The 11,660-nt window shown below is 60.5% G+C and carries 9 protein-coding genes; 4 read left to right on the top strand and 5 right to left on the bottom strand.

All coding sequences use genetic code 11. The features are described from left to right. Nucleotides 1-187: 187 nt before the first annotated feature. The 5 genes from CSQ87_RS09815 to CSQ87_RS09795 are packed head-to-tail and all read right to left on the bottom strand — an operon-like array spanning nt 188 to nt 5,134. A complete protein-coding gene (locus CSQ87_RS09815) occupies nt 188-2,503 on the bottom strand; it encodes a S8 family peptidase (protein WP_100513696.1) in 2,316 nt (771 codons plus the stop codon). Between the two features lie 6 nt (nt 2,504-2,509). Beyond that, nucleotides 2,510-3,559, bottom strand: a complete 1,050-nt coding sequence (locus CSQ87_RS09810) for an ATP-binding protein (protein WP_100513695.1) — start codon at nt 3,557-3,559, stop codon at nt 2,510-2,512. A gap of 6 nt (nt 3,560-3,565) precedes the next feature. Further along, complete coding sequence (locus tag CSQ87_RS09805) at nt 3,566-3,925, bottom strand: hypothetical protein (RefSeq protein WP_100513694.1); 360 nt, start codon at nt 3,923-3,925, stop codon at nt 3,566-3,568. Further along, on the bottom strand, nt 3,922-4,404 hold the full coding sequence (locus tag CSQ87_RS09800) for an EndoU domain-containing protein (protein ID WP_100513693.1): 483 nt from the start codon (nt 4,402-4,404) through the stop codon (nt 3,922-3,924). The genes CSQ87_RS09805 and CSQ87_RS09800 overlap by 4 nt, the downstream gene beginning before the upstream one ends. Further along, complete coding sequence (locus tag CSQ87_RS09795) at nt 4,391-5,134, bottom strand: DUF4417 domain-containing protein (RefSeq protein WP_165776825.1); 744 nt, start codon at nt 5,132-5,134, stop codon at nt 4,391-4,393. Before CSQ87_RS09795 ends, CSQ87_RS09800 begins: the two co-directional genes overlap by 14 nt. Before the next feature lie 548 nt (nt 5,135-5,682). On the opposite strand from CSQ87_RS09795, the gene CSQ87_RS09790 reads away from it, so the two are divergent. The 4 genes from CSQ87_RS09790 (at nt 5,683) to CSQ87_RS09775 (ending at nt 11,655) form a co-directional block, all read left to right on the top strand. Beyond that, nucleotides 5,683-8,214 carry an excinuclease ABC subunit UvrA gene (locus tag CSQ87_RS09790; RefSeq protein WP_100513691.1) on the top strand — a complete coding sequence of 844 codons (2,532 nt, stop codon included), beginning with the start codon at nt 5,683-5,685 and terminating at the stop codon, nt 8,212-8,214. A 203-nt stretch (nt 8,215-8,417) separates the two neighbouring features. Then, nucleotides 8,418-9,254 (top strand): hypothetical protein, encoded by an 837-nt coding sequence (locus CSQ87_RS09785; protein ID WP_100513690.1) that lies wholly within the window; start codon nt 8,418-8,420, stop codon nt 9,252-9,254. Between the two features lie 249 nt (nt 9,255-9,503). Then, nucleotides 9,504-10,490: an AEC family transporter gene (locus CSQ87_RS09780; RefSeq protein WP_165776824.1), complete on the top strand. Its 987-nt coding sequence runs from the start codon at nt 9,504-9,506 to the stop codon at nt 10,488-10,490. A gap of 82 nt (nt 10,491-10,572) precedes the next feature. Then, complete coding sequence (locus CSQ87_RS09775) at nt 10,573-11,655, top strand: aldo/keto reductase (protein WP_207761138.1); 1,083 nt, start codon at nt 10,573-10,575, stop codon at nt 11,653-11,655. The last annotated feature ends 5 nt before the right edge of the window (nt 11,656-11,660 follow it).

Here is an 11,660-nt window from a genome sequence, read left to right as displayed (position 1 = left end):
GGCTGGATGAGTCCGGTGCAATACCGCAAACACCTTGGACTGGCCGCCTAGCCATCCAAAAAAACATCCGCACCCCCTTCCGCCGTTTCTCCCGCGAAAAACGACCATAACGCACCGTAGGTTGCGGATGCCGGAGGTTTCGGCCCGTGAAGCTTACGTTTCTTGCGTTCAATACCGGATTCTTGCACTACTCAAATGTGATTTCCTGCTCACCTTCGGCATAGATGTCAATACGGTTTTCAATGGTGATGGTGTTGATGGTCCATCCCCACATCATGCACTGCCGTTTGAAATCCTCGATGCGGTTGCGTCCCTCCATCTCGCGTAGGGTTATAACCGTGCCGAAAGGCAGGGCTCGTGGTTTGTCGCTATCTTGGGGTTTCCAACGTTCCTTGGCTAGCACTGATATGCCCCAGAAACCTTGCGGAGTATAGGTCTTGCGTGCCGCGAAGCGGCTTTTCTCGATATCGAAGATGACCTTGGTATTATCCCACTTGCGATATCGTAGGCGGGCATTGCCTTCGAGAAGGTTGACGAATGCAAGTTCCGCCTGGATGTTGCCGTTGATTGATTCCACGGTCGGTTTGGCATCGGGGTGTCTTCTCAGTCGTGCCTCGGAGGGCGGCTTGACGCGCCCGAAATGCAGGTCCAACTCGGTCTTTGTGTAATCGACGCCTTGATGGCGATCGCATTGGGGAAAATAGCATAGTGTGGCGCGTGCCATGAACGGATGCCGGCCTTTGTTGTCGACTGGGACCGGCAATTGGAGTTGATAGGTCTCGTATCGTTCGGCGACTCCGGAAATCGTGAATCTGATTTCGTCATTCGGTGTTTGGAGAATATCGTCGATACGGATTGGCGGCACGCCAAATCCCTGTGTACGCCAGTCATCCTCGTCATGTGTCCGCCATGTCGTAGCGGCGTCGATAAGCAGTGCTTTGGCCGTTTGACGGGAGAATCCCATGATGTGGATCAGATAGGCGATCTTCCGGGTGATCCAGGGTGCAGCCAAGGAGGTTCCCTCCTCTTCAACGATGCCTCGCGGGGTCCATACCTTAATCCGACCATCCTTATCTCCGCCGTAGTAGGCGATATCGGGTTTACGGAAGAATTCAAGCACGGGGCCTCTTCTGGTGTATGAGGCGGGTTTACCGGAAGAATCGCAGGCATTGACCACTATCGAGTTGATGGAGTCCGCCGGAGATCCGATGCGCATCCGAGTGTCGTCGGGAACCTCTGTTGGCAGATTCGTGCCGGCGACAACGAACATCACGTCGTAGTCGAACTGGAGCCGATCCAATAGGGCAGCGATGGGGGAAACGAAGTTCCGTGAAATTTCTGTTTTTGAGCCCAAAGAAAGGTTCCAGACCTTGATGTCAAGATTCTCTTTGACGATGCTTTCGATTTGCTCCAGAATCGTCACCGGGCTGTTCACTCCGTCACGTGCCACGGTGAAATGACGGACGCGGAATCTGCCGCATCCATCATCGAGTTGGGGATTCAAAGTCGGTCCGTCCACGATAATAGAGGTGACAGCGGTGCCATGACGCATGTCTTCGTCTGAGAGCTTGTCTCTGGTAATGCTCCTGATGTGGCTTTCCATCGTCACCCATTCGGAGAAATACGCGGATTCGTCGAATCCGGTATCGATGACACCCACCGTTGGCTCGTTGGAGGGGGAGGGGATCAACGGTGCCTGACGTCGTGGAACCTGCGAATGGAACAGCGGCTCTTGCGAAAAATCGCCGATTACCGCGGACATGGAGACCAGATAGGGGGCCGATCGGCGGATGTGGTCAATGAGCGATTCGTTGTTGGCGACAAACGTCAATCGGTCGACGGTTTGATAGTCGGTGGGTGGGATTCCCAACCGTGTCATCATTTGATCGACCGTCAGGAGTCCTGTGTCAAAGAGTGTGATGAATGAACCGGTGGATGCGTCGTCCGTTAATCCTTGTGGCAGCGTGAATTCATTCACGTAATACGCATCCTTTACCACTTGCGCGAATCCGGTTTTGGTCAAACCATCTGGCATACACTGTTTGTTTCTGTTGAACTTGTCGAGCGGTATGGACTCCATCACCCCATTGAACCGTGTGTCGTCACGCAGATATCGGGCACATCGGCATAGAAGTTCCGCGGTGTCCTTAACAGTGTCTTTAGTCACGCAATACGTGATGACGTGCCGAGGAGACCCGTTGTGGTTGCGCTCGAACCTGGCTCCCACAACGGAACGATTGACTGGAACGTCCACCGACTGGCGAAGCAGTCGCAGCATACGATTGCTTTTTGCCACGACGTCGCGGTAATGGGCTTCTACAAGAACGTTGCTTCCAATCAGCGAATCTTTCGGCCACGAATCCAACAGTCGGCGCAGCTCATCGGCAAGCGACATGAGCTTGTCGGCTGAGACCGATTTTTCTCGTGGAATATGCGGAGGCCCACCGGCTGCGGTTCCTGTACGGCTTTCAAATGGCTTGCGCAGTTCCAGCAGTGTGTTCATCTCGTTCTATCCTCTCGCTGAAATCTTTCGCGCCGCTGTACTTTTCGCTACGCCGCTAAGCACTTCGATTTCCTTCAGGGTAAAGCCTTCCTTTCGTAGGGTCTCCGGGTCGTCCGGCTCTTTGCCGAGCGTGGAGATATAGAATCTGCGTAGATAGTCGGTGCCACTGTCGGGGGAACTGAAGGCAAGACTCGTACGGATGAGGTTCTTCATATCACCGGGATACGGCAACTGCGGCATGAGTGCGAGGATTTTTGTGAACAAGCGCTTATTGGGAATCGCATGTTCCAACTTGCCTACGTAATGCTGCATGAGGATTTCCGCAATCGTCTTGAGATCATCCTGTGTGTAGCGATTGAAGTCGACGATTGCGTCGAAACGACGTAGGAGCGCCGGATCGAATGACTCATATAGATTGGTGGTGGCAATGAGCGTCACATCTCGGTTGAGAGAATCCAGCCCCTTGAGCATGGCCGATGTGGCTCGTCCCATTTCGCGCACGTCATGTGAGTTCACCCGGTCCATAGCCAGTGTATCGATTTCATCGAACAGAATGATGACCTTGTCGGGATGGGCCAGCTCGTTGATCTGTTGGAACAAATTATCGATGTTCTTTGATGTATGCCCGAGGCGACTGTCGATGAGGATGCTGGTTTCTACCATGTATAGGTCGCGGGAGAGTATGCGGGCCATCTGCTTGGCCGATTCCGTCTTGCCGGTGCCGGGGGCGCCTTGGAACAGAAACCGGTTGACGCCCAGTGCATTGCCGACGGCGTTGATGATGCCGCGCAGGTCTTCTTGTATTGCGTTGGGCAGCGGAAGAGGCTCGTCATCCAACGTGAGCACGCGTATTGCATCGGGGACGGTATTGACGAATCCGCGGGACTGCGGACTAATTGCGTTGGCGTTGGACAGAAGTGCGTTCACATACTGGCCCAATGCCGCGTCACCGTTGGCCTGGAAGTCATTGGCGATTTGCCGGGCCTGCTGGAGAAAGCCGGCTTCGTTGCGGTCCATGTGGTATTTGATGAGATTCACCACATCGTTCTTCTTCATGAAGGGTCACTGATCCTTTGCCTGACGGTATGCCTTTCGCACATGATAATTACCGTAGACTTCAACGGCCTCATCGAGGGTTGGCATCAGGCTGTACCGCTTGTTTTCTTCGGGATTCCGGATAATGGCGTTATACAGAGATACCGCGAGTCCGGGGCTTTGCGTTTGATCGATAAGTTCGTCGTAGACTTCGCTGAGCCATGACAATTCATCCGCAGTGCATTGTGTGTCAATAAAGTGGACTGTTTCATCAACATTGCTTGTGCAAGCTGCGACCATATCTTTCCAAGCCTTTTCGACCATGATGTAGTCTTCGTCGATAGTCTGGGCGCGTTGTTGAATGGCCTGTCTGATGTTCGGGTTCATCGTTTTCCTTTCGTTCTTGGCTGATTTTCTGCCGGAAAGATGGTTTGAACCTGTCCGTTGCGTTTGATGATGCCGACTCGCACGCCTTTATAGGTTCCCCACCAGATGATGCCTTCCGGCCTGTTGCGATTGGATTTCAAGCCGCTTACATGCTCCCCGGCTTTGACGATGTCTCGTGTTGTCCAATTGCGAGGAAACCATAGCTGGCCTTCGCGTTCTCGTTTTTTCTTGGCGTAATGCCCCTCAACGTGGCCTTTGCGGACACCGTTGGAAAAGGTCTCGTCAATGACGTATCTGATACCTAAATTATCTAACAGATCAAGGTTGGCCTGACCATGTCCCCCGCTTTTCATTTTCTGGATTCGTCCTGTACGAGGATTATGTGTGAAGACCCCTTCGATACTGTGAATCAGTGCTTGGTGGTGTACTCGCTTGCTGCCGTCGGAAGTATAGTAGATTCCTGATTCACCGGTTCCCATAGCTACGTCCCTTCATACGATGCGTCCACGACGCGTATGTGCGGAATTCGGCGAGATTCCAGTACTTGCCGAAGATGATGGCAGGCATGGGGCCGTTGACGATGACACGTGACGGTTCCAGAATGTCCATCATGGCTTCAAGGCCTGCGCTGAGGTATGACATTCCTTTGCGGGAGGAGAGACATCCGACGGTGCTGATCGCAACCATGCTGCATTTCGCGATGCCAAGGAAACAGAACTCGAAGGTACGTTCATCTCCCCAGCGGATGTTGGGAGTGACGGGGAGACCTTGACGTTGCATGTAATGTCCGAGAAGGCGGTTGCGGTAGGTGTTGGCCTGCAGTACGGGTAATGGTGCGTCCCAATACAGTGAAAAATCAGGTGAGATGACTCCGTCGAATTCCTTCAGCTTTGGGATGTAGCGATCCGGATTCGCGGCTAGGGATCGGAAACGCCGATCGTTTTCGTAGAAGTGGATGAACGCATGCTTGTTTTTAACCGAGTTCCGTTTGTCGAAAGGAACAAGGTCCTTCGGCATTGGCACTGTCTCGGGCAGTGGCGTTATACAAGGGTATCCGTGATCCAGAGTTGCCCCTTGCAGCAGCCACGGTGCGAAGCCGTCGTCGGCGATATTGTCTCGCATGGTCATGATTATCACCACCTGACTTATGTATGGCTGTTCGGTGTGGTTTCCGGACAGCGCGGTTGCTTTCTGCGTCGAAAGTGCCATGATGGTGATTTGCGAGTGAGCATCATCATGGCTCATCCGACAGGTGCGCGAGGATGGTCCAGATCTTCGCGCACCTTTTCTCTATGTGATTATTCCCGGTAAGTCACCTTTCCGGGATCAGTGTCTTCGTTGTGAAGCCGCCTAAGAAAATTATCTAACGATTGGGAATAAGAATCAAAAAAGAATAGATGGCAACCTGCATTACGCTTGGAAATTCAGCGGGTCGTCGGCGTGTCGAATACAACGGGTGATTGAAGTATCGTCTGCTCGCGACAAAGTGGGCCGATTCCCCCGAATCCCACCGAATACATACGGACTCCAATCCGGACGCCGAAGCGTCCAACATTTCGTCCGCACCTCTTTCTCCCGTGAAAAACGACCATAACGCACCGTAGGTTGCGGATGCCGGAGGTTTCGGCCCGTGATGTATATGAGGGAATTGCCGAGCTTCCATCGCTTCTACAATGGGAGCCATGACCGAAGACAGGGATGGGTACGAAACGACGCGGAGCGGGGGCGAAGCAGGGCGTCGATCCACGCGGCGACGCATGCGCGGCCCCGACGCCATCGAGGTGCGCGGCGCCCGTGTGCACAATCTCAAGAACGTCGACATCGACATTCCACTGGGGGAGATGGTCGGCGTGGCCGGCGTCTCCGGGTCAGGCAAGTCGTCGCTGGCGTTGGGCGTGCTCTACGCCGAAGGCTCGAGGCGCTACCTCGAGGCCCTCTCCACGTACACTCGCCGCCGGCTCACCCAGGCCAGCCGTGCGCAGGTGGACGACGTGCGCCACGTACCCGCCGCCCTCGCCCTGCATCAGCGGCCGAGCGTGCCCGGCGTGCGCTCCACGTTCGGCACCATGACCGAACTGCTCAACAGCTTGAGGCTCCTGTTCTCCCGCGTCGGCTCGCACGTCTGCCCCTATTGCGGCGTACGCAACGAGCCGAGCCTCAACGTGGCCGCCGAACTGCCCATCACCTGCTCCGGCTGCGGCAGGCAGTTCCACGGCCCCGGCGCCGAAAGCCTCGCCTTCAACTCGGCCGGCGCCTGCCCCGTCTGCTCCGGCACCGGCATCGTGCGCGAGGTCAACCGCGCCGCGCTCGTGCCCGACGAGACGAAATCCATCGACGACGGCGCCGTACTGCCATGGGGCTCGCTCATGTGGGACCTCATGAAGCAGGTGTGCGGCGCGATGGGCGTGCGCACGAACGTGCCGTTCAACCAGCTCACCGCCAAGGAACGCGACATCGTGTTCAACGGGCCGGCCGTCAAGAAGCACATCCTCTACCGGTCGAAGAAATCCGACGACTTCGCCGAACTTGACTTCACCTACTACAACGCCGTCTACACGGTGGAGAACGCGCTCGCCAAGGCCAAGGACGAGAAGGGGCTGAAACGCGTGGCCCGGTTCCTCGTGGAGAGGCCGTGCGCCGACTGCGGCGGCACGAGACTGTCGGCGGCCGCCCGGGCACCGCGAATCGGCGACGTGAATCTCGCGCAGGCCACGGCCATGACGCTCGACGACGCCGTGGCGTGGGTGCGCGGCGTGCCCGAGACGCTGCCGCCGGAAATGCGGCGGATGGCGCGTAACATCGGCGAATCGTTCCTTGACGTGGCGAAACGGCTGCTCGAGCTCGGCCTCGGCTATCTGTCGCTCGATCGCGCCGGGGCGACGCTCTCGACCGGCGAGCGCCAGCGCGTGCAGCTGGCCCGTGCCGTGCGCAATCGTACGACCGGCGTGCTGTATGTGTTGGACGAGCCGTCGATCGGCCTGCATCCGGCGAACGTGGACGGTCTGCTCGGCGTGATGCGGGACCTCGTGGCCGACGGCAATTCCGTGGTCGTCGTCGATCATGACGTGCGGGTCCTGAAGGCCGTCGACCATCTGGTGGAGATGGGGCCGGTGGCCGGCGCCGACGGCGGCCATGTGATCGCCCAGGGCACGGTGGACGAGGTCGCGCGGACCGATGGCAGCCGCATCGCACCGTTCCTGACGGAGGATCATGCCGCACGCGTGCGCGACGTCGTCGCTCCCGCCGATATGTTCAAGGCCGGGCGGATCCATATGGAGACCGGTCCGCTGCATACGGTCAGGCCCCTGAGCGTGGACGTTCCGCACGGCCGGCTCACCGTCGTGACCGGTGTCTCCGGGTCCGGCAAGACGACGATGGTGCTGGAGTCGCTGATCCCCGCGCTGAAGGCGCGCGCGGCGGGGGAGAGCCTTCCGGATCATGTGCGTGTGCTGGACGCGGAAGGCATCACGCGCGCGAACCTCATCGACGCCACGCCGATCGGCGCGAACGTGCGATCGACCGTCGCCACCTACGCCGGCATCCACGACGAACTGCGTCGCGCGTTCGCACGCGGCGAGGAGGCCAAGGCGGCCGGATACAGGGCGGGGGACTTCTCCTACAACACCGGACGGCTGCGCTGCCCCACCTGCGACGGCACCGGGTCGATCTCGCTGGACGTGCAGTTCCTGCCCGACGTGGACATCGAATGCCCCGATTGCCATGGCACCCGATACGCTCCCGAGGCGGGGCATATCCACCGCACGCCGAAGACGGGCGCGAAACCGAACTCGGAACGGGGAGACTCCGGCAAAGCGCGGCCGCTGACCCTGCCGCAGCTCATGGCGATGAGCGTGGACGAGGCGCTGGCCGCAACCGCCGATCTGCGCAAGGTCCATACGCGACTGGAGACCCTGCATGATCTTGGCTTGGGATATCTCACGCTTGGTGAGCCGACGCCGGCCCTGTCGGGCGGCGAGGCGCAGCGGCTCAAGCTCGCCAGCGACATGGGGCGGGCGCAATCCGACGCCGTGTTCGTGTTCGACGAGCCGACCATCGGACTGCATCCGCTCGACGTGCGCGTGCTGCTCGGCGTCTTCGACCGGCTGGTCGCCGCCGGCGCCACGGTCGTCGTCATCGAACACGATCTGGACGTCATCGCCAACGCCGATCACATCATCGACATGGGTCCCGGCGGCGGCGTGGGAGGCGGCCGCATCGTCGCCACCGGATCCCCGTCGGATATCGCCGCCAGTCCCGCCAGCGTCACCGGCCGGTATCTGCACGGGTGACCGCAGGCCGACAGAAATTGTCCACAACGGCCGATTCGGCATGAAGTTATCCACATTTTCCCGATTTCGGCAGGGAATCCGGCCGCTTATCCACATTCCCGCCGACCCCGTTGCGGCGCATGATCCGTGCGCCCTACAGTGTGGCTCACCTGCGAGGGATTCGCGGGGGATATGACCAAACCACAGGGAAGCGGGGAACGATCATGGTGATGACGATGGAACATGCGGACGATTCCGGGACGGCGCTGCTGGACACCGGCAGCGTGGCCGAACTGTTCCGCCGGTCCGATCCGGAGGGCTACGACGACGCCAGACGCCGATTCTACCGGGAGGTGAACATGAACCCGTTCAAACGGCATCCGGACGGCGTGCTGCGTCTGATCGACTGGTCGTTCTGCGACTGGTTCGCCTTCGAATGCGCCGTCGACCCCGCGTCGGTGGACGACGACGGGCGGGACGGCAGGCCGCGGCTGCGTCTGCGGAGAGAGAACGGCCACGGCAATGACGACGACGGCCACGGTGATGGCGGCCGCGACGGTGACTGCCGCGACGGCGATGGATACGCCGGACCCTCCAAGTCGCCGTATCTGGTGGCGGCCGAGCGACTGTACGACTGCGGGCGCATCGGCACGGCCCATCTCGCCGACATGCGCGAGGTGGACGCCACCAATTTCGCCTCGATGTTCTGGATCGACGACGCCAATGCGTCGCGCTCGCGGATGAGGGTGAAGGACGTCCGCAACGGCCGGAGCTATGAGCTGTACTGTCCTCCTGACGCCGCCAAATACGACGGCGCGCACGGCGGCGTCATCGTTAACCGCATCGCCAGGGTGCGCGGCACATGGCGGCCATGCGCGATCGCGGTCTACGAGGCGAGACGACCCGACGGGCCCGATACCCGCGACGCGCTCATGAACGCCTTCGGGAAGGGCGGATACCATCCGGATTTCCCGGGGTGGATCCGGCTCTTCTACGGCCGCGCCAAGGACACCGGCCTCGACATGGAGGACATGGCCGACATGATGGGGATCCCATGGTGATCTGAGCCGATGCCGGCGAGCGCAATGACCGGTGCGGTCGGTGGCGTCGGTGCGGGCGGTGGCATCGATACGAATGATGGCATCGATACGGGTGATGACGAGGACTGATCATATGGGCGGCGTCATGCAATATCGTCATGGAAAACCATCCGTGGCGGGTATTGGATCTTTGCGGCGTTCCGCGGTTTCATGGGTTCGGAAGGCGGTGACGGACATCGCCGTCAGCACCGCATGATCCGGAGGTCGCAGATGGGCGAAATCGCCGTCGTACTCACGCAGATGGGCTCGTTCGCGCTCATCATCGCCCTGGGATACCTGCTTGCCAGACGCGGCTACCTCACCGAACCGGTAAGCCGGGGCATCACCCGCATCATGGTCGACATCACCCTGCCCTGCATGATCATCGCCTCGGTGGCCGACGCCGACGTGTCCGTGGTGCTCGCCCAGCTGCCCATGGCGTTCGCGCTCGCCGCCATCCTGTTCGCCGGCATGTTCGCGTTCGCCGCGCTTGCGGCACTGATGCTGCGCGTACCGCGCAGGGATTTCGCCGCCTACGTGTTCATGGGGCTGTGCACCAACAACGGGTTCATCGGCCTGCCGATCATCGCCGCGATCTGGGGGAACCGTGCGGTCATCGTCGGCAGCGTGTACGTGATCGTCATCGGATGCCTCATGTTCAGTCTCGGCTTCGCCATGCTGTCCGTCGACCGGGATCTGCGGGAGCGGCGGTCCGGGGAAGACCGGAGCCCGGATGGCGAACGGCCCCGCCCCCGCATCGTCATCCCGTGGAGGTCGATGCTCAACTCCGGGCTCATCGGCTCGCTACTGGCGCTCGCGCTGCTGGTCTGCCGCGCTTCGCTGCCGGCGTTCCTGCAGAACTCGCTGAGCATGGTCGGGTCGATGACGCCGCCGCTGTCGATGCTGATCGTCGGCTACTATCTTTCCGGCATCCCCGTGGCCTCGATCATCCGGGAGTGGAGGCTGATCCCGGCGTCCCTGATCCGCCAGTTCGCAGGCCCCCTGCTCCTGTTCCTCGCCGTGAGGCCGTTCGTCGCCGATCCGATGATGATCGGCATCTTCGTGGTGATCGGCGCCATGCCGGTCGGATCCATGGCCCCGGCGTTCATCGGCCGCTTCGGCGGCGACGTGGAGCTCATGAGCAAGGCCACGGTCTCCAGCACCACGCTCACCATGGCGATCGTGCCCGCGCTGCTCGCCGCCATCGCGGCCATATGAGGCCCGGACCCGGATTCAGGCCCGGAAAAAACGAACGTTCGACCCGACCCAGACCGATTACCGATTGAGAAAGGATTGCATCATGGCTGATAAGCAACATGAGGGGAATACGCCCATCGACATGCCCGTGCGCACGCTTGGCACCGGAAAGGCGGCGCTGGAGGTCTCGGCGATCGGCCTTGGCTGCATGGGCTTCACCATGAGCTGGCCGCCGTTCCTGCCGCATGACGAGGCCATTGCGGCCATCCGAGCCGCCTACGAGATGGGGGAGCGGTTCTTCGACACCGCCGAGGTCTACGGTCCGTTCGCCAACGAGGAACTGGTCGGCGAGGCGTTGGAGCCGTTCCGCGACGACGTGGTGATCGCCACGAAGTTCGGCTTCGCGCTGCACGGCGATCCGGACGGCGGCGAAGGCGGCGAGGGCGAGGCCCCGCTCGACGCCTCCGGCCGCGTTCAGCAGACCGACTCCCGTCCGGCGACGATCCGCAAGGCCGTCGAAGGATCGCTGCGTCGCCTGCGCACCGACCACATCGACCTCTACTACCAGCATCGCGTGGATCTGCGCGTGCCCATCGAGGACGTGGCCGGCACGATGCAGGAGCTCATGGACGAAGGCAAGATCCTGCATTGGGGCCTTTCCGAGGCGGCGCCCGCCACCGTGCGTCGCGCGCACATGGTCACGCCCGTCACCGCCGTGCAGAACGAATACTCGATGTGGTGGCGCAGGCCCGAGGAGGAGCTGATTCCCACGCTGGAGGAGCTCGGCATCGGCCTCGTGCCGTTCAGTCCGCTGGGCAAGGCCATGCTCACCGGGCGGTTCGACGCCGGCTCCCGCTTTTCCGACGACGACTATCGCAGCAAGATCCCGCGGTTCGCGCCCGAACACATGGCGCACAACGTGGCCATGGCCGAATACGTGGAATCGCTGGCCTCCGAACGCGGTGTGGCGCCCGCGCAGATCGCGCTCGGCTGGCTGCTGGCGCAGAAGCCGTGGATCGCGCCGATCCCCGGCACCAAGCACGTCGAGCGCATGCGGCAGAACATGGGCGGCGCGGCCGTCACCTTCACCGCCGACGAGCTGGCCGACATCCGGGAGCATCTCGACGCCATCCACATCGAGGGCGCGCGCTACGCCCCGGTCCAGGAGGCGCTGACCAACCGGTGACTGGT

The organism is Bifidobacterium simiarum (assembly GCF_002802905.1).
GTDB classification, from domain to species: Bacteria; Actinomycetota; Actinomycetes; order Actinomycetales; family Bifidobacteriaceae; genus Galliscardovia; species Galliscardovia simiarum.
Note: the sequence above shows the minus strand (reverse complement) of the source record. Positions and strands in the feature narration are given on the sequence as shown.

Excerpts from the sequence above, each read along its gene's own strand:
- CSQ87_RS09815 (WP_100513696.1), bottom strand. The coding sequence starts at position 2,503 with ATGAACACACTGCTGGAACTGCGCAAGCCATTTGAAAGCCGTACAGGA.
- CSQ87_RS09810 (WP_100513695.1), bottom strand. The coding sequence starts at position 3,559 with ATGAAGAAGAACGATGTGGTGAATCTCATCAAATACCACATGGACCGC.
- CSQ87_RS09805 (WP_100513694.1), bottom strand. The coding sequence starts at position 3,925 with ATGAACCCGAACATCAGACAGGCCATTCAACAACGCGCCCAGACTATC.
- CSQ87_RS09800 (WP_100513693.1), bottom strand. The coding sequence starts at position 4,404 with ATGGGAACCGGTGAATCAGGAATCTACTATACTTCCGACGGCAGCAAG.
- CSQ87_RS09795 (WP_165776825.1), bottom strand. The coding sequence starts at position 5,134 with ATGGCACTTTCGACGCAGAAAGCAACCGCGCTGTCCGGAAACCACACC.
- CSQ87_RS09790 (WP_100513691.1), top strand. The coding sequence starts at position 5,683 with ATGCGCGGCCCCGACGCCATCGAGGTGCGCGGCGCCCGTGTGCACAAT.
- CSQ87_RS09785 (WP_100513690.1), top strand. The coding sequence starts at position 8,418 with ATGGTGATGACGATGGAACATGCGGACGATTCCGGGACGGCGCTGCTG.
- CSQ87_RS09780 (WP_165776824.1), top strand. The coding sequence starts at position 9,504 with ATGGGCGAAATCGCCGTCGTACTCACGCAGATGGGCTCGTTCGCGCTC.
- CSQ87_RS09775 (WP_207761138.1), top strand. The coding sequence starts at position 10,573 with ATGGCTGATAAGCAACATGAGGGGAATACGCCCATCGACATGCCCGTG.